Here is a 15,860-nt window from a genome sequence, read left to right as displayed (position 1 = left end):
ATGATCCAGACTGAGTCCCGCCTCAAGGTCGCCGACAACACCGGCGCCAAGGAGCTGCTCACGATCCGTGTGCTCGGCGGCTCCAACCGCCGTTACGCCGGTCTCGGCGACATCATCGTCGCGACCGTCAAGGACGCGATCCCCGGCGGCAACGTCAAGAAGGGCGATGTGGTCAAGGCCGTCATCGTCCGCACCAAGAAGGAGGTCCGTCGTCCCGACGGCTCCTACATCAAGTTCGACGAGAACGCCGCCGTCATCCTGAAGAACGACGGGGAGCCCCGCGGCACCCGCATCTTCGGACCGGTCGGTCGTGAGCTTCGTGACAAGAAGTTCATGAAGATCGTGTCGCTCGCACCGGAGGTGATCTGACCCTCATGGCCAAGATCAAGAAGGGTGACCTCGTTCAGGTCATCACTGGCAAGAAGCAGGACAAGGGCGGCGACCGCGGCAAGCAGGGCAAGGTCCTCGACGTTCTCGTCGAGCAGAACCGCGTCATCGTCGAGGGCGTCAACTACGTCACGAAGCACAACCGCGTGGGCCAGTCCCAGCGCGGCACCAAGACGGGCGGCATCGAGACGATGGAAGCCCCGATCCACATCTCCAACGTCGCCCTCGTCGACCCCTCGACCAAGAAGCCGACCAAGGTCGGTCACCGTGTCGAGGAGCAGACGAAGGATGGCGTGAAGCGCACCGTTCGCGTGCGCTACGCGAAGAAGAGCGGCAAGGACCTCTGAACATGAGCAGCACCACTGCCGCGGCGGCTGGCAAGATCCAGCCCCGCCTGAAGCAGAAGTACCAGGGCGAGATCAAGAAGGCCCTGCAGGACGAGTTCGGCTACGCCAACGTCATGCAGATCCCCGGGATCGTCAAGGTCGTCGTGAACACCGGCGTCGGCGAGGCGGCTCGCGACTCCAAGGTGATCGATGGTGCGGTCGACGACCTCACCAAGATCACGGGTCAGAAGCCCGTCGTCACCAAGGCCCGCAAGTCCATCGCGCAGTTCAAGCTGCGTGAGGGCCAGGCCATCGGTGCGCACGTCACCCTCCGCGGTGACCGCGCGTGGGAGTTCCTGGACCGCCTCGTGAACCTCGCTCTGCCCCGCATCCGCGACTTCCGCGGCCTGTCGCCCAAGCAGTTCGACGGTCACGGCAACTACACGTTCGGTCTGCAGGAGCAGTCGGTCTTCCACGAGATCAACCAGGACAAGATCGACCGCGTCCGCGGCTTCGACATCACGATCGTCACCACGGCGAAGACGGATGACGAGGGCCGGTCGCTGCTGCGCCAGCTGGGCTTCCCGTTCAAGACGGACGAGAACCAGGCCTGACACCTCCCCCGACCTCTCCGGTCGGTCCATCAAGAAGGTCGGCTGTCGTGTAACGGCATCCGAAACCGCTGAACAAAGGAAACCAAGAAATGACGATGACAGACCCGGTCGCTGACATGCTGACCCGTCTGCGCAACGCGAACTCGGCGCACCACGACTCCGTGTCGCTGCCGAGCTCGAAGCTCAAGACCCACATCGCCGAGATCCTCCAGCAGGAGGGCTACATCTCCGGCTGGGAGGTGTCCGACGCTCGTGTCGGCCAGACCCTCACGCTCACGCTGAAGTACGGCCCGAACCGCGAGCGGTCGATCGCCGGCATCAAGCGCGTCTCGAAGCCCGGCCTGCGCGTGTACGCACGCTCGACCGAGATCCCCAAGGTCCTCGGCGGCCTGGGCGTCGCGATCCTGTCCACCTCCTCCGGTCTTCTCACCGACCGCCAGGCAGAGCAGAAGGGCGTGGGTGGGGAAGTCCTCGCCTACGTGTGGTGATCTGACATGTCGCGTATTGGACGTCTTCCCATCGACATCCCCGCCGGCGTGACCGTTTCGGTCGACGGCCAGGATGTCACGGTCAAGGGCCCGAAGGGCGAGCTCGCGCTCTCCGTCTCCAAGCCCATCGAGGTCAAGGTCGAGGAGAACCAGGTTCTGGTCTCCCGTCCCGACGACGAGCGCGAGTCGCGTTCGCTGCACGGACTGACCCGCACCCTGATCAACAACAACATCATCGGCGTCACCCAGGGCTACACCAAGGGCCTCGAGGTCGTCGGCACCGGTTACCGCGTCGCGCAGAAGGGGACGGCGGTCGAGTTCGCGCTCGGCTTCTCGCACCCCGTGCTGGTCGAAGCGCCGGCCGGCATCACGCTGACCGTCGAGGGCAACAACAAGCTCACCGTCAGCGGCATCTCGAAGCAGGCCGTCGGTGAGGCCGCCGCGAACATCCGCAAGATCCGCAAGCCCGAGCCCTACAAGGGCAAGGGTGTGCGTTACGCGGGCGAGGTCGTTCGCCGCAAGGCCGGAAAGGCTGGTAAGTAATCATGGCTGTCAAGTCGAAGAGCGACGCGCGTTCGCGTCGTCACCTGCGCCTTCGCAAGAAGGTCGTGGGCACCGAGGCCCGTCCGCGCCTTGTCGTCACCCGTTCGGCCCGCCACGTCTTCGTCCAGCTCGTGGACGACAGCAAGGGCGTGACCGTCGCGTCGGCCTCGACTCTCGAGTCGGACCTGCGCACGTTCGACGGTGACAAGACCGCCAAGGCCCGCAAGGTCGGCGAGCTCGTCGCCGAGCGCGCCAAGGCGGCCGGCTTCTCGGACGTCGTGTTCGACCGCGGTGGCAACCGCTACGCGGGCCGTGTCGCAGCGATCGCCGAGGGCGCCCGCGAGGGAGGTCTGAACCTGTGAGCGATGCAACTACTCAGAATGTGGAGAACGAAGTGACCGAGCAGGCTGCGGCCACCGCTCCCGTCGAGCGCGAGGCCCGCGAGCCCCGTCGTGGCGGTCGCGAGCGCAACCCCAACCGCGACCGTGGTTCGCGCGACGCCGAGAAGAGCCAGTTCCTCGAGCGCGTCGTGACGATCAACCGCGTGTCGAAGGTCGTCAAGGGCGGTCGCCGCTTCAGCTTCACGGCGCTCGTCGTCGTGGGCGATGGCAACGGTCTCGTCGGCGTCGGCTACGGCAAGGCGCGTGAGGTTCCCCTCGCCATCTCCAAGGGTGTCGAAGAGGCCAAGCGCAACTTCTTCCGTGTGCCGCGCACCGGCTCCTCCATCCCGCACCCGGTGCAGGGTGAGGCCGCTGCCGGTGTCGTGCTCCTGCGTCCGGCTGCCGCCGGTACCGGTGTTATCGCCGGTGGTCCGGTGCGCGCCGTGCTCGAGTGCGCCGGCATCCACGACGTGCTCTCCAAGTCGCTCGGTTCGTCGAACACGATCAACATCGTGCACGCGACCGTCGAGGCGCTGAAGCAGCTCGAGGAGCCCCGCGCGGTCGCCGCTCGTCGCGGTCTCGACTTCGACCAGGTGGCTCCCGCCCGTCTGATCCGTGCCGAGGCCGACGCCGCGGCCGCTGCGAAGGTAGGTGCCTGATGGCCGCGCGTCTCAAGGTGACCCAGGTCAAGTCCAAGGTGAGCGAGAAGCAGAACCAGCGCGACACGCTGCGTTCGCTCGGTCTGAAGCGGATCGGCGACTCGGTCGTCCGTCCCGACGACGCGCAGACGCGCGGCTACGTCAAGACTGTCGCCCACCTCGTCAAGGTTGAGGAGATCGACTGATGGCCGAGAAGGCTGAGAAGGCGACCGAAGAGGTCGCTGTGAAGAACACCGAGAAGAAGGCCGCCGCCAAGCCGGCTGCCAAGAAGACCGCCGAGAAGCCGGCCGCGAAGAAGGCTCCCGCCAAGAAGGCGGATGCCGAGGTGTCGCGCCCCGGTGTGCTCAAGGTCCACCACCTGCGTCCGGTTCCCGGCTCCAACACCGCGAAGACCCGTGTCGGTCGCGGTGAGGGCTCGAAGGGTAAGACCGCTGGTCGTGGCACCAAGGGCACGAAGGCCCGCTACCAGGTGAAGGTCGGCTTCGAGGGCGGTCAGATGCCGCTGCACATGCGGACGCCGAAGCTGCGCGGGTTCAAGAACCCGTTCCGCGTCGAGTACCAGGTGGTCAACCTCGACAAGCTGGCCGAGCTGTACCCGGCCGGTGGCGACGTCACCGTCAGCGACCTCGTCGCCAAGGGTGCGGTGCGCAAGAACGAGAAGGTCAAGGTGCTCGGCACCGGCGACATCTCGGTCAAGCTCACCGTCGCCGTCGACAAGGTCTCGGGTTCGGCCGAGCAGAAGATCGTCGCCGCGGGCGGTTCGGTCAAGTAATTCCACGGCAGGGGCCGGAGGCGAGCCTCCGGCCCCTGTTGCCGTACTCTGGAAGCGGCGTCCTCGGACCCGCATCGAGACACCGGTCAGCTCTCTGGAGGAAATCCCCTTGTTCAGCGCCGTCAGCGCCATCGCGCGGGTCTTCCGCACCCCGGATCTCCGGCGGAAGATCTTCTTCACCCTCGCGATCATCGCCATCTATCGCCTTGGTGCGCACGTTCCGGCGCCCTTCGTGAGCTTCCCGAACGTGCAGTCCTGCCTCCAGCAGACCGGTTCTGCGAGTGAGGGTCTGCTCTCGCTCGTCAACCTGTTCTCCGGCGGCGCGCTCCTGCAGCTGTCGATCTTCGCGCTCGGCGTCATGCCCTACATCACCGCGACCATCATCGTGCAGCTGCTGCGCGTCGTGATTCCGCACTTCGAGGCGCTGTACAAGGAGGGGCAGGCCGGTCAGGCCAAGCTCACGCAGTACACCCGCTACCTGACGATCGCGCTGGCGCTCCTGCAATCCACCACGCTGGTGACGGTGGCACGCTCGGGTCAGCTCTTCGGCACGACCGGCATCGCCGAGTGCAACGCGCTGCTCACCAACGACGTGTGGTGGGCCCAGCTGCTGATGATCATCACGCTGACCGCCGGCACCGGCCTCATCATGTGGTTCGCCGAGCTCGTCACCGAGCGTGGCGTGGGCAACGGCATGTCCATCCTCATCTTCACCTCGATCGCGGCGCAGTTCCCGGCGGCCATGTGGGCCATCGCCACGTCGCGCGGTTTCGAGGTCTTCCTCCTCGTGCTGGCCGTCGGCATCGTCGTCGTCGCTCTCGTCGTCTTCGTCGAGCAGTCGCAGCGGCGCATCCCCGTGCAGTACGCCAAGCGCATGGTCGGGCGTCGCACCCTCGGCGGCACGAACACGTACATCCCGATCAAGGTGAACATGGCGGGCGTCGTGCCGGTCATCTTCGCCTCGTCGCTGCTGTACATCCCGGCACTGATCGCCCAGTTCAATCAGACGCCGGACGCCAACGGCAACATCCCCGGTTGGGTGACGTGGATCCAGCAGTATCTGACGAAGGGCGATCACCCGCTCTACATGCTGCTGTACTTCCTGCTCATCGTCGGGTTCACCTACTTCTACGTCGCGATCACGTTCAACCCCGTCGAGGTCGCCGACAACATGAAGAAGTACGGCGGATTCATCCCCGGCATCCGTGCCGGCCGGCCCACGGCGGAGTACCTCGACTACGTGCTGACCCGCATCACGCTGCCGGGCTCGATCTACCTCGGGCTCATCGCGCTGCTGCCGCTGGTGGCGCTCGCGACGGTCAGCGCCAACCAGAACTTCCCGTTCGGCGGCGCCTCGATCCTCATCATCGTCGGTGTCGGTCTGGAGACGGTCAAGCAGATCGACGCGCAGCTGCAGCAGCGTCACTACGAAGGGCTGCTGCGATGACCGCCGCGCGCCTTATCATCATCGGACCGCAGGGTTCCGGCAAGGGCACGCAGGGCGTGCGCATCGCCGACGCCCTCGGTATCCCCGCCGTGTCGACGGGGGACGTGTTCCGCGCCAACGTGAAAGAGGGCACGGAACTCGGTCTGAAGGTCAAGGCGATCATCGACGCGGGCGACCTCGTCCCCGACGCGCTCACCGGGGAGATCGTGCGCGATCGCCTGGCCCAGCCGGATGCCGCCGGTGGTTTTCTCCTGGACGGCTACCCGCGCAACCTCGGACAGGTGGGCGACCTCGACGGTTTCCTGGACGAGAGGGGCGAGCCCCTCACCGCGGTCATCGAGTTGGTGGTGCCGCGCGACGAGTCCATCCAGCGTCTCTCGCTGCGGGCGGCCGAGCAGGGTCGCGCCGATGACAACGCCGAGTCGATCGCGAAGCGTCTGGCCATCTACGAGTCCGAGACGGCGCCCATTCTGGACGTCTACCGCGAGCGCGGCATCGTCGACCAGATCGACGGTGTCGGCTCCCTGGACGAGGTGTACGCGCGCATCCAGGACGCCCTGGCAGCTCGCGGCATCGCCGCTTCCTGATGGGACTTCGGCGCTCCCTGTACAAGACCCCGGCGCAGCTGCGTGCGATGGTCGAGCCGGGTCTGATCACCGCGGCCGCGCTGGACGCGGTGCGCGCACTGATCGCCCCGGGCGTGACCACGGCTGAGCTGGATGCCGCGGCATCCGAGGTCATCCTCGCCCGCGGGGCCGAGTCGAACTTCCAGCTCGTGCGCGGCTACCGCCACACGACCTGCATCTCGGTGAACGACCAGGTCGTCCACGGCATCCCCGGGGAGCGCGTGCTCGAGCCGGGCGACATCGTGTCGATCGATGCCGGTGCGCAGTTCAAGGGCTGGAACGGCGACTCGGCCATCACGGTGGTCGTCCCCGGCGGGGATCCGGTTGTGCAGGCGTCGCGCGAGCGGCTGTCGCAGGTGACCGAGGGCTCGCTCTGGGCGGGCGTGGCCGCGCTCGCGTCGGCGTCGCGCGTCGGAGAGATCGGTGACGCGGTGCAGGGCTACATCGAGCGCTCGGGGGAGAGCTACGGCATCCTTCGCGACTACGTCGGCCACGGCATCGGCCGCCGGATGCACGAGGGCCCGACGATCTTCAACTACCGGGTGTCCGACCTGGGCCCCGCGGTGCGTCCCGGCCTGTGTGTCGCGATCGAACCGATGATCACCGCCGGCTCCGAGGAGACCTTCGTCGAGGACGACGACTGGACGGTCACGACCGTCGACGGCAGCGACGGAAGCCACTGGGAGCACAGCGTCGCCGTTCACGAGAACGGCGTGTGGGTGCTGACCGCCGCCGACGGCGGCGCCGCCGGTCTCGCCCCCTTCGGCGTCACCCCCACCCCCATCGCCTGACCCGCGCACTGCGCGCACTCTGCTCCCCGCGAGCCGCCATCCTCCGCGCGAGCCGACATCATCCTCCGCGCCGCAGGATGTCGGCTCGGCGCCGCAGGAGCGGCTCGCGTGGTGCACGAAGGTTCCTCCCCAGGGCACCCCGTGGGCGGCTGCTGTCCACCGCGGGCGAAGAGGGAGATCCGGATGCCGATGCGGCGGTGCGGCACGGATCCCTCATCCGTGTGGATCGCGGGTGTTACGCCGAGGCGGAACGGTGGCGCCGTGTCCACAGCGAAGGGCGTCATCTGATGCGTGTCGCCGCCGCTGAACGTCGTCGCACGGGGAACTCGGAGCTCGTCTACTCCCATGCCTCGGCGGCCGTCCTCTGGGAATTGCCGCTGTTTCGCGTCGAACCCCGCCGCGTGCACCTCAGTGGACGCGCAGCGAGCGGGCACGTACGCGCATCCGAGCCGTTGGTCGCACGTCACCAGGTTGCCGTCGCCTCGAGCGACATGACGATGCGCCAGGGCGTGCTCTGCACCGGACTGGCCCGCACGGTCGCGGACGTGCTGCGCTCGGCATCCTTCGAGACAGGACTCTCCCTCGCAGACGCCGCGCTTCGCCGTGCCGCCTGGTCGTGGAACGGGTACGACGTGGAGGCGGCGGAGAGTCTGCGCCGGCAGGTTGCGCAGCGGCTGCCGTGCGGTGGCCGTGGGGTCCGGCCCGCCCGGCGGATGCTGGAACTCGCCGATGGTCGTGCCGCTTCGCCCGGGGAGAGCGTGAGCCGGCTCTACATCGGCGACCTCGGCTTCGCCACGCCGCGTCTGCAGGTCCCGGTCGCCGGTCCGGGCTCGCGCCTGGTCCATGTCGACTTCGCGCTGGATGACGTCGGAGTCTGGGGCGAGTACGACGGCGAGGGAAAGTACCTCGATCCTGCGATGCGGGGCGAGGGCGTCGGGGTGGAGCGGGTGGTCATGGAAGAGAAGCAGCGCGAGGACTGGATCCGCGGGACCACGGGACGGCGACTCGTGCGCTGGGGCACGGCCGACATCGCCACGGCAGCCCACCTGGGTGCACGCCTGCGCGCGTTCGGCATCCATCCGCAACGCTGACCGGTCACGCCGAGCCGCTACGAACGTGCCGAACCGACGCGAAAGGGCGCGCGAGAACATGGCGGGTCGCGGGCGACGTAGCGGCTCGGCGGGGTGGGGGCGGGTGAAGTCACGGCTTTCACGGGCAACGCATAAGAGTGCGTGAGCCACAATGGTAGGACGGCGGCGACAGCCGCATATCGGAGAGGCATCGAGGTTATGGCGCAGGCAGCAGCGGGTAAGAGGAACTGGTTCGCGATCTGGGTGAGCGTGGCGGTCGTCGTCGTGGTCGCGCTGGTCATCGCGCTCGTGGTGTGGATGAACCGGGCAGCCACGGACCCCGGCACGGCACCGGCGGGTGCGGGCATCAACCAGGAGACGGGCGCGATCGCCGTCGGCTCGGGAGAGCAGACCCTCGACACCTACATCGACTTCATGTGCCCCATTTGCAACCAGTTCGAGACCACGTATGGCCCCGAGATCCTCGATCTGGCGAACAAGGGCACGATCACGCTCAACATCCACCCGATCGCGATCCTGGACCGCTACTCGCAGGGAACCAACTACTCGACGCGGTCCGCCAACGCCATGTACTGCGTCGCGCAGGCCGACCCCGACAAGGTCGTCGCGTTCATGCAGGCGATGTACAAGAACCAGCCCGAGGAGAACTCGACGGGCCTGACCGATCAGCAGATCATCGACATCGCGAAGGGCGTCGGCGTCACGGGTATCGACTCGTGCGTGACGGACGGCACCTATTCGAAGTTCGTCACCTCGATGACGCAGAAGACGCCGGTCCAGCCGGGATCGAGCGGCATCGGCACGCCCACTCTCGCGATCAACGGAACGGTCATCTCGAACCAGACCATTCCGGCGAAGGGTCAGTTCGCCTCCCTCTTCAAGTGACGCGCGTCTGAGACGAGCGCGAGGGCCGTACGGCAGTTTGCCGTGCGGCCCTCTATCACGTACACTGAATCTTTGGTGCCTTGCGCCTTCATTGGCGTGTCGCCGCACCACATCCCACTCACCGCAGACCGACCGGTCTGCACAAGCGTCAGCGAGGCTATGGCTAAGAAAGACGGTGTCATCGAAATCGAGGGCGTCGTGTCTGAAGCGCTGCCCAACGCGATGTTCCGCGTTGAGCTCACCAACGGACACAAGGTACTCGCCACGATCTCCGGCAAGATGCGGCAGAACTACATCCGCATCATCCCCGAAGACCGCGTCGTCGTGGAGCTCTCGCCCTACGACCTCACGCGCGGTCGCATCGTCTACCGCTACCGCTAGACCGGTCGAGAAGTAACGAGCGGGCGGATGCCGAGGCATCCCGTCCGACTCGAAGACAGCGAACAGGAAAATCATGAAGGTCAACCCCTCCGTCAAGCCCATCTGCGACCACTGCAAGGTCATCCGCCGCCACGGTCGCGTCATGGTGATCTGCAAGTCGAACCCGCGTCACAAGCAGCGCCAGGGTTGAGTCGGAGCGCATCACCGCGGCGACGCCGCGCTGATCCGCTCGCGACTCAAGGTTGAGCAAGGCCGCGCAGCGGTCGAGCCGAAACCTCAGCACGAAGACACAACTCCATACCGCGAACGGCGCGCTTCGACTCGCTGCGCTCGCTCAACGACCAGCGGTCCGAGAACGGCGCAACGTTCGCACCGACTGGAAACAGTCAGCACACAGGCAGGATCAGATCCTCTTCGGAGGGGACACCTCGGGGCGGAGGCCCGGGCACCGATCCTGCTCCACACCTCCACTACTCCTAGGAGAACCGCATGGCACGTCTTGCCGGCGTTGACATCCCGCGCGACAAGCGCGTGGTGATCGCCCTCACGTACATCTACGGCATCGGCCGTACCCGTTCGGTCGAGATCCTCAAGGCCACCGAGATCGACGAGTCGATCCGCGTCAAGGACCTCACCGACGACCAGCTGGTCGCGCTGCGCGACCACATCGAAGGCAACTACAAGGTGGAGGGTGACCTGCGCCGTGAGGTCGCCGCCGACATCCGCCGCAAGGTCGAGATCGGCTCGTACGAGGGTCTGCGTCACCGCCGCGGCCTTCCGGTGCGCGGTCAGCGCACCAAGACCAACGCGCGTACCCGCAAGGGCCCGAAGCGCACCGTCGCCGGCAAGAAGAAGGCCGGCCGCAAGTAAGCGCGGCCCCCGGTACAGGTTTAGGAGAACAGACACATGGCACAGGCCAAGACCGCTGCGCGCAAGCCGCGCCGCAAGGAGAAGAAGAACATCGCGCTGGGCCAGGCCCACATCAAGTCGACGTTCAACAACACGATCGTTTCGATCACCGACCCCTCGGGCGCTGTCATCAGCTGGGCGTCCTCGGGTGGAGTGGGCTTCAAGGGCTCGCGCAAGTCGACCCCGTACGCCGCCGGCATGGCCGCCGAGTCGGCCGCCCGCCAGGCCGCCGAGCACGGCGTCAAGAAGGTCGACGTCTTCGTGAAGGGCCCGGGTTCGGGTCGCGAGACCGCGATCCGTTCGCTGCAGGCCGCCGGCCTCGAGGTGGGGTCGATCTCCGACGTCACCCCGCAGGCGCACAACGGCTGCCGTCCGCCGAAGCGTCGCCGCGTCTGACTTCCGGGCCGGGTGCCCCCGCATCGCGGGCGGCACCCGGCATCCGTCGTCTTTGAAAACTCAACACCTCTTGCAATCGCACGTGTCATATAGCGGGCACGTGACGGAAAGGAACACATAGTGCTCATTGCACAGCGTCCCACTCTGACCGAGGAGAAGATCGGCGAGTTCCGCAGCCGCTTCGTCATCGAGCCGCTGGAGCCCGGCTTCGGCTACACGATCGGCAACGCGCTGCGCCGCAGCCTGCTGTCCTCGATCCCCGGCGCGGCTGTCACCAGCATCCGCATCGACGGCGTGCTGCACGAGTTCAGCACCATCCCGGGCGTGAAGGAGGATGTCACCGAGATCATCCTCAACATCAAGCAGCTGGTCGTCTCCTCGGAGCGCGACGAGCCGATCACCGCCTACCTGCGCAAGACCGGCGCCGGCGAGGTCACCGCCGCCGACATCTCCGCTCCGGCGGGTGTCGAGGTGCACAACCCCGAGCTGGTCATCGCGACGCTCAACGACTCGGCGAAGTTCGAGCTCGAGCTCACGATCGAGCGCGGCCGTGGCTACGTGTCGGCCACCCAGAACCGCAACGAGTACGCCGAGGCGGGCCAGATCCCGATCGACTCGATCTACTCGCCCGTTCTGAAGGTCTCGTACCGCGTCGACGCCACGCGTGCCGGTGAGCGCACCGACTTCGACAAGCTCGTCCTGGACGTCGAGGCCAAGCCGTCGATCTCCCCGCGCGACGCCGTCGCGTCGGCCGGGCGCACGCTCACCGAGCTGTTCGGTCTCGCTCGCGAGTTGAACGTCGAGGCCGAGGGCATCGAGATCGGTCCCGCGCCGGTCGCCGAGGTTCTCACCAACGAGCTGTCGATGCCGATCGAGGACCTCGATCTGTCGGTGCGTTCGTACAACTGCCTCAAGCGCGAGGGCATCAACACGGTGTCGGAGCTGGTCGCCCTCTCCGAGACGCAGCTGATGAACATCCGCAACTTCGGTCAGAAGTCGGTCGACGAGGTGCGCGACAAGCTCGTCTCCCTCGGCCTGTCGCTGAAGGACTCGGTCCCCGGGTTCGACGGTGCGCACTTCTACGGCGGCTACGACGACGAGGCCCTCTGAGCCTCCGCGCTCGCAACGGCAAGACCTTCTGCGCGCACCGGCCCCGACCGGTTCGCTGACCTTTTCCCTCTGGAGTAACTGACATGCCCAAGCCCACCAAGGGTCCCCGCCTCGGAGGCGGCCCCGCCCACGAGCGTCTGCTGCTGGCCAACCTGGCCTCGGCGCTGTTCACCCACAAGTCGATCACGACGACCGAGACCAAGGCCAAGCGCCTGCGCCCGCTCGCCGAGCGCATGGTCACGTTCGCCAAGCGTGGCGACCTGCACGCGCGCCGTCGCGTGCTGTCCGTCCTCGGCAACAAGGACGCCGTCCACGAGCTGTTCGCCGAGATCGCGCCGCTGGTCGCCGAGCGTGAGGGCGGTTACACCCGCATCACGAAGATCGGCAACCGCAAGGGCGACAACGCGCCGATGGCCGTGATCGAGCTCGTCCTCGAGCCGGTCAACCCGAAGCCGAAGTCGACCAAGAAGGCGGCCGCTGCCGCTCCGGTCGCCACCCCGGCCAAGGATGAGGATGCCGTCGAGGAGACCGCCACCGACGCGGTCGCCGAGGCCGACGAGGCTCAGGATGCCGCGGCCGAGGTCGTCGCCGACGACGCCGCCGCCGCAGGTGCCGAGTCGCCCGAGGAGGGCGCCGCGGCCGAGGCTGCCGCCGAGGACGCCGCGAAGTAAGCACGGCTGTCGTTCGAGAAGGCCCGCACCCGTCAGGGGTGCGGGCCTTCTCTTTTCGCGCCGCGGCCGGCTCCGCGCGTGCGCCCCACGCGCGTCCCCACTACAGTGGCCCGAGTGAGTGAGCCATCGCTGAGTGCGCGCATCGACCAGTTCCGCCGCCGGTCCGGATCCGAGCTCGGACCGGTGCTGCCACGGCATCCGGAGGTCGCGTCGTGGCGCACCGCGACGGCCGACGACATCGACGCCATCCACGCCGTGATGGTGGCGGCGGAGCGTGTCGACCACCCGACCTGGACCACTCCGCGCGAGGACGTCGCCGACACCTTCGATCTTGCGCACATCGACCACTCCCGCGACACCGTGCTGGCGCTGGATGCCGAGGGTACCGTGATCGCGTTCGGAAGCTCCTTCCTCCACCCTTCGCGCGAGGGCGCCCTGAACGTGCACCTGTCGGGTGCGGTGCTGCCGACGCTGTGGCGCCGCGGGATCGGCAGCGCGGTGTTCGGCTGGCAGTACGCGCGCGGCCTCGAGCAGCTGGCGGAGGCCGCGGGCGCGCTGCCCGACGTGCCGGGCGATGACTGGAGCGCTCAGCTGCGGGTGTACGCCGAGGAGTCGAACCGCGGCAATCAGAGGCTCGCCGAGTCGGCGGGTCTGGCCGCCGAACGCTGGTTCGCCACGATGCTGCGCGATCTGACCGACGGTGCGCCGGAGGTGTCGCTGCCGGCCGCGGCGCGGGAGGGCGGGCTGCGCATCGTGGCGTACACGCACGATCGTGATGACGACGCCCGTCTGGCGCGCAACGATGCGTTCCGCGATCACTGGGGAAGCCTGCCGAGCCAGCCCGAGTCGTGGGCCAAGTTCGTCGGCGGCGAGTTCTTCCGCCCCGATCTGTCCCGGCTGGTCGTCGAGGCCGACGGCACCATCGCCGCTTTCTGTCTCGCGTCGGTGAACGAGGAGGACTGGGTGAGTCTGGGCGCCTCGAACTCGTACATCGACCTCATCGGTGTCGTGCGGGCGCGCCGTCGGCAGGGACTGGCTCCCGCGGTCGTCGCGGCGACGTTGCGTGCGATCGCCGATGCCGGTCTGCAGAAAGCGGTGCTCGACGTCGACACCGCGAGCCCGACGGGAGCCGACGCCCTCTACGAGGGGCTGGGCTTCGTGGCGGACGAACGGTCGGTCGCCCTGGTCGCGCACATCTGAGGCGCCCGCTGCGCACGCCCGCGGCGCCGCGGGCGGCTCAGGACGACGGTGCGGGGGCGAACGTCCGACTCGTCGCCCAGCGGATCAGCTGCACCTGGTAGCGCGTCTGCGCGCGCTGATTCGCCACGGCATCGACGGCGTGGGTGACGGTGTCGGCGTAGATGCGCCCGCCGGTCTCGCCCGGATGGATGCCGTCGCCGGCGAGCACATCGGCGTGCGGCGCGATCGCGCCGGACCAGTCGGCGATGACGACGCCGGGATGGCTCGCCGCGAACGCGGTCAGCTCGGCATTGACGCCCGGGATCCAGTCGCGGGGAGCGAACGCCGTGACCAGAACGAGCGTGCGGTCGCGACCGACGCGGTCGTAGATGTCCTGGAGGGCGTCCGAATCGACGGGGCCGTTGGTGCCGAGGCCCACGACGACGTAGTCACGCAGGGCACCCTGGTCGGAGAGCCGGTCGATGATCTTGCTGCCCGCCCACATCGAGCGCGAGACTTCGGCGTCGATCTGCACGCCGGGCAGCTCGTCGAGCAGGCCGCCGGCCGAGGCCAGCATCACCGAGTCGCCGACGGCCGTCACCCGGTCGCCGCTCACGGTGACCGGTGCAGGGGGCAGCGGCTCGCCGTCGGGGCCCTGCGTCGCCGTGGCGATGGGTGTCGCCGTCGGTGAGGCGGCGCGGCCGCCCGACGGAGTGGGGGCGGCGGATGCCGCGTCGAGCGCACGCTGGCCCGCCTCGACCACCGCCTGGCTGGAGCTGACCGGCGGGGCGGCGGCGACGGCGGCCGTCGTGCCGCCGAGCACGAGCGCCCCGACACCGACGGTCGCGATCGCGCCGAACCGCCGCGACGGCGTGGAGTGCAGGCGCGCCCACAGTGCTTGCCCCGCGCCCCGGAAGCCGAGCCGGCGCACGGGCTGTTCGAGCAGGCGGTACGAGGCCGCGGAGACGCCGAGCGTGAGGGCGGCGGCGCCGAGCCCGACGCTGACCGGCACGGATTCCTCGAGGAAGCCGCCCGTGGTCGCGAGGGCGAGCAGGACGACGATAGGCCAGTGCCACAGGTAGATGCCGTAGGAGCGCTCGCCGATCCAGCGCAGCGGCGCGACGTCGAGGGCGTGCCCGAACCAGGAGCCGGCGTGTGTCGCCGCCGCGATCGCGACCGCGGTCAGTGCACTCGCGATCGCCGGCACGAGCGGATAGCGCTCCGCCCCGGCCGGCAGCGCACCGACGATGATGATGCCGATCACACTCGCCGTGCCGATGACCGCGGTCCAGGCGGGCACGACGCCGCCGATGGACGGGCGCGCGGACGCGCTCCACGCGGTGCGCCCGGCGAGCGCGAAGGCCAGTGCGACGCCGAGCAGCAGGCCGAAGGCGTGCGTATCGGTGCCGTAATACGCGCGCGTCAGGTCGACCGAGCCCGCGCCGATGCCTACGAGCTGCGCTGCCCAGGCCAGGGATGCCGCGGCCAGGACCATCGCGACGGCGGCGCGCATGCCGCGGCGTGGCAGCAGGAGGAACACGGGCAGAAGCAGCGGCCAGAGCACGTAGAACTGCTCCTCCACCGCGAGCGACCACAGGTTTCGCAGCAGCTCGGGCTGCGTCCCGGCGAAGTAGGACGCGCCGGCCGAGATCGACGCCCAGTTGTAGGAGAACGTGATCGCGCCGAGCACCTGTCGACCGAGCCCCAGCAGAACGTCCCCACCGATGAGCCAGGCGACGCTGGCGCTCACGGTGACCACCACGGCGAGGGCCGGCAGCAGCCGGCGGGCGCGGCGCGCCCAGAACGCGCCGAGGGCGATGCGGCCGGTGCGGTCGTGTTCGCGCAGCAGCAGCGACGTGATGAGAAAGCCCGAGATGACGAAGAAGACGTCGACGCCGACGAAGCCGCTCTGCAGGAGCCAGCCGGGGAACAGGTGGTACACGACCACGAGCAGCACGGCGAGCGCGCGCAGGCCGTCGAGGCCGGCGAAACGAGGGGAGGGGGAGGTCATGGCGGGCACTGGGGTTCCGAGGGGGTTCCGGGGCGGTTCCGTGGTGATTCGGAGCGAGTTCCGTGGGCCGTCTCGCCGGCCACGTCGGGTCGGTGCGAGCGGATCTTCCAGTGTACGTACCCTCCCTGAACGTCGGGCGTCGTCTACACCGACTGCCGATGACGCGCGCGCCGCGTGCGGTGCGCCAGACTGGT

General features: G+C 68.3%; 22 protein-coding genes. 21 read left to right on the top strand and 1 reads right to left on the bottom strand.

Annotated elements, in window-relative coordinates; translation table 11 throughout:
* The 21 genes from rplN to ACT53O_RS02595 all read left to right on the top strand — a co-directional run bounded on the left by rplN (nt 1) and on the right by ACT53O_RS02595 (nt 13,676).
* The gene (gene rplN / locus ACT53O_RS02695) at nt 1–369 is read left to right on the top strand and encodes a 50S ribosomal protein L14 (RefSeq protein WP_005050506.1); all 369 of its coding nucleotides are present in this window, start codon (nt 1–3) and stop codon (nt 367–369) included.
* Nucleotides 370–374: 5 nt separating this feature from the next.
* Nucleotides 375–734 carry a 50S ribosomal protein L24 gene (gene rplX, locus ACT53O_RS02690; protein ID WP_005050505.1) on the top strand — a complete coding sequence of 120 codons (360 nt, stop codon included), beginning with the start codon at nt 375–377 and terminating at the stop codon, nt 732–734.
* A 2-nt stretch (nt 735–736) separates the two neighbouring features.
* Nucleotides 737–1,327, top strand: a complete 591-nt coding sequence (gene rplE / locus ACT53O_RS02685) for a 50S ribosomal protein L5 (protein WP_036284609.1) — start codon at nt 737–739, stop codon at nt 1,325–1,327.
* An 89-nt stretch (nt 1,328–1,416) separates the two neighbouring features.
* The gene (gene rpsH / locus ACT53O_RS02680) at nt 1,417–1,815 is read left to right on the top strand and encodes a 30S ribosomal protein S8 (RefSeq protein WP_005050503.1); all 399 of its coding nucleotides are present in this window, start codon (nt 1,417–1,419) and stop codon (nt 1,813–1,815) included.
* Nucleotides 1,816–1,821: 6 nt separating this feature from the next.
* A complete protein-coding gene (gene rplF / locus ACT53O_RS02675) occupies nt 1,822–2,358 on the top strand; it encodes a 50S ribosomal protein L6 (RefSeq protein WP_036318323.1) in 537 nt (178 codons plus the stop codon).
* A 2-nt stretch (nt 2,359–2,360) separates the two neighbouring features.
* Nucleotides 2,361–2,720 (top strand): 50S ribosomal protein L18, encoded by a 360-nt coding sequence (gene rplR / locus ACT53O_RS02670; protein WP_005050501.1) that lies wholly within the window; start codon nt 2,361–2,363, stop codon nt 2,718–2,720.
* 32 nt (nt 2,721–2,752) lie between these two features.
* The gene (rpsE, locus tag ACT53O_RS02665) at nt 2,753–3,397 is read left to right on the top strand and encodes a 30S ribosomal protein S5 (RefSeq protein ID WP_269429743.1); all 645 of its coding nucleotides are present in this window, start codon (nt 2,753–2,755) and stop codon (nt 3,395–3,397) included.
* Entirely contained in the window at nt 3,397–3,582 is a 186-nt protein-coding gene (rpmD, locus tag ACT53O_RS02660; RefSeq protein ID WP_023954062.1) for a 50S ribosomal protein L30, read from the top strand. The genes rpsE and rpmD overlap by 1 nt, the downstream gene beginning before the upstream one ends.
* Entirely contained in the window at nt 3,582–4,169 is a 588-nt protein-coding gene (rplO, locus tag ACT53O_RS02655) for a 50S ribosomal protein L15 (RefSeq protein WP_005050498.1), read from the top strand. The genes rpmD and rplO overlap by 1 nt, the downstream gene beginning before the upstream one ends.
* A gap of 109 nt (nt 4,170–4,278) precedes the next feature.
* Nucleotides 4,279–5,616: a preprotein translocase subunit SecY gene (secY, locus tag ACT53O_RS02650; protein ID WP_036284611.1), complete on the top strand. Its 1,338-nt coding sequence runs from the start codon at nt 4,279–4,281 to the stop codon at nt 5,614–5,616.
* Nucleotides 5,613–6,203, top strand: a complete 591-nt coding sequence (locus tag ACT53O_RS02645; RefSeq protein ID WP_476151260.1) for an adenylate kinase — start codon at nt 5,613–5,615, stop codon at nt 6,201–6,203. Before secY ends, ACT53O_RS02645 begins: the two co-directional genes overlap by 4 nt.
* A complete protein-coding gene (gene map, locus ACT53O_RS02640) occupies nt 6,203–7,033 on the top strand; it encodes a type I methionyl aminopeptidase (protein ID WP_112932413.1) in 831 nt (276 codons plus the stop codon). The genes ACT53O_RS02645 and map overlap by 1 nt, the downstream gene beginning before the upstream one ends.
* Before the next feature lie 287 nt (nt 7,034–7,320).
* Nucleotides 7,321–8,124, top strand: a complete 804-nt coding sequence (locus ACT53O_RS02635; RefSeq protein WP_476151258.1) for a hypothetical protein — start codon at nt 7,321–7,323, stop codon at nt 8,122–8,124.
* 198 nt (nt 8,125–8,322) lie between these two features.
* Nucleotides 8,323–9,009, top strand: a complete 687-nt coding sequence (locus tag ACT53O_RS02630; protein WP_476151256.1) for a DsbA family protein — start codon at nt 8,323–8,325, stop codon at nt 9,007–9,009.
* 159 nt (nt 9,010–9,168) lie between these two features.
* Nucleotides 9,169–9,390: a translation initiation factor IF-1 gene (gene infA / locus ACT53O_RS02625; RefSeq protein WP_005050493.1), complete on the top strand. Its 222-nt coding sequence runs from the start codon at nt 9,169–9,171 to the stop codon at nt 9,388–9,390.
* A 73-nt stretch (nt 9,391–9,463) separates the two neighbouring features.
* Entirely contained in the window at nt 9,464–9,580 is a 117-nt protein-coding gene (rpmJ, locus tag ACT53O_RS02620) for a 50S ribosomal protein L36 (protein ID WP_005050492.1), read from the top strand.
* A 299-nt stretch (nt 9,581–9,879) separates the two neighbouring features.
* On the top strand, nt 9,880–10,260 hold the full coding sequence (gene rpsM / locus ACT53O_RS02615; RefSeq protein WP_036320304.1) for a 30S ribosomal protein S13: 381 nt from the start codon (nt 9,880–9,882) through the stop codon (nt 10,258–10,260).
* Between the two features lie 36 nt (nt 10,261–10,296).
* Nucleotides 10,297–10,695 carry a 30S ribosomal protein S11 gene (gene rpsK, locus ACT53O_RS02610; RefSeq protein ID WP_005050490.1) on the top strand — a complete coding sequence of 133 codons (399 nt, stop codon included), beginning with the start codon at nt 10,297–10,299 and terminating at the stop codon, nt 10,693–10,695.
* A gap of 120 nt (nt 10,696–10,815) precedes the next feature.
* Complete coding sequence (locus tag ACT53O_RS02605) at nt 10,816–11,805, top strand: DNA-directed RNA polymerase subunit alpha (protein WP_005050489.1); 990 nt, start codon at nt 10,816–10,818, stop codon at nt 11,803–11,805.
* Nucleotides 11,806–11,888: 83 nt separating this feature from the next.
* Nucleotides 11,889–12,476 carry a 50S ribosomal protein L17 gene (rplQ, locus tag ACT53O_RS02600; protein WP_476151253.1) on the top strand — a complete coding sequence of 196 codons (588 nt, stop codon included), beginning with the start codon at nt 11,889–11,891 and terminating at the stop codon, nt 12,474–12,476.
* Nucleotides 12,477–12,590: 114 nt separating this feature from the next.
* Nucleotides 12,591–13,676, top strand: a complete 1,086-nt coding sequence (locus ACT53O_RS02595) for a GNAT family N-acetyltransferase (RefSeq protein ID WP_476151251.1) — start codon at nt 12,591–12,593, stop codon at nt 13,674–13,676.
* Nucleotides 13,677–13,713: 37 nt separating this feature from the next.
* On the opposite strand, the gene ACT53O_RS02590 is transcribed toward ACT53O_RS02595, so the two are convergent.
* Nucleotides 13,714–15,666, bottom strand: a complete 1,953-nt coding sequence (locus ACT53O_RS02590) for an acyltransferase family protein (RefSeq protein WP_476151250.1) — start codon at nt 15,664–15,666, stop codon at nt 13,714–13,716.
* Nucleotides 15,667–15,860: the final 194 nt, after the last annotated feature.

This window comes from Microbacterium sp. DMC48 (genome assembly GCF_056313825.1).
This window is presented reverse-complemented; position numbering and strand designations above follow the sequence as displayed.

Coding starts and splice junctions, on each gene's coding strand:
- ACT53O_RS02630 (WP_476151256.1), top strand. CDS start 8,323: ATGGCGCAGGCAGCAGCGGGTAAGAGGAACTGGTTCGCGATCTGGGTG.
- rpsK (WP_005050490.1), top strand. CDS start 10,297: ATGGCACAGGCCAAGACCGCTGCGCGCAAGCCGCGCCGCAAGGAGAAG.
- rplQ (WP_476151253.1), top strand. CDS start 11,889: ATGCCCAAGCCCACCAAGGGTCCCCGCCTCGGAGGCGGCCCCGCCCAC.
- infA (WP_005050493.1), top strand. CDS start 9,169: ATGGCTAAGAAAGACGGTGTCATCGAAATCGAGGGCGTCGTGTCTGAA.
- rplN (WP_005050506.1), top strand. CDS start 1: ATGATCCAGACTGAGTCCCGCCTCAAGGTCGCCGACAACACCGGCGCC.
- rplF (WP_036318323.1), top strand. CDS start 1,822: ATGTCGCGTATTGGACGTCTTCCCATCGACATCCCCGCCGGCGTGACC.
- rpmD (WP_023954062.1), top strand. CDS start 3,397: ATGGCCGCGCGTCTCAAGGTGACCCAGGTCAAGTCCAAGGTGAGCGAG.
- ACT53O_RS02590 (WP_476151250.1), bottom strand. CDS start 15,666: ATGACCTCCCCCTCCCCTCGTTTCGCCGGCCTCGACGGCCTGCGCGCG.
- rplX (WP_005050505.1), top strand. CDS start 375: ATGGCCAAGATCAAGAAGGGTGACCTCGTTCAGGTCATCACTGGCAAG.
- rplE (WP_036284609.1), top strand. CDS start 737: ATGAGCAGCACCACTGCCGCGGCGGCTGGCAAGATCCAGCCCCGCCTG.
- rpmJ (WP_005050492.1), top strand. CDS start 9,464: ATGAAGGTCAACCCCTCCGTCAAGCCCATCTGCGACCACTGCAAGGTC.
- rpsM (WP_036320304.1), top strand. CDS start 9,880: ATGGCACGTCTTGCCGGCGTTGACATCCCGCGCGACAAGCGCGTGGTG.
- ACT53O_RS02645 (WP_476151260.1), top strand. CDS start 5,613: ATGACCGCCGCGCGCCTTATCATCATCGGACCGCAGGGTTCCGGCAAG.
- map (WP_112932413.1), top strand. CDS start 6,203: ATGGGACTTCGGCGCTCCCTGTACAAGACCCCGGCGCAGCTGCGTGCG.
- ACT53O_RS02635 (WP_476151258.1), top strand. CDS start 7,321: ATGCGTGTCGCCGCCGCTGAACGTCGTCGCACGGGGAACTCGGAGCTC.
- rplR (WP_005050501.1), top strand. CDS start 2,361: ATGGCTGTCAAGTCGAAGAGCGACGCGCGTTCGCGTCGTCACCTGCGC.
- rplO (WP_005050498.1), top strand. CDS start 3,582: ATGGCCGAGAAGGCTGAGAAGGCGACCGAAGAGGTCGCTGTGAAGAAC.
- rpsH (WP_005050503.1), top strand. CDS start 1,417: ATGACGATGACAGACCCGGTCGCTGACATGCTGACCCGTCTGCGCAAC.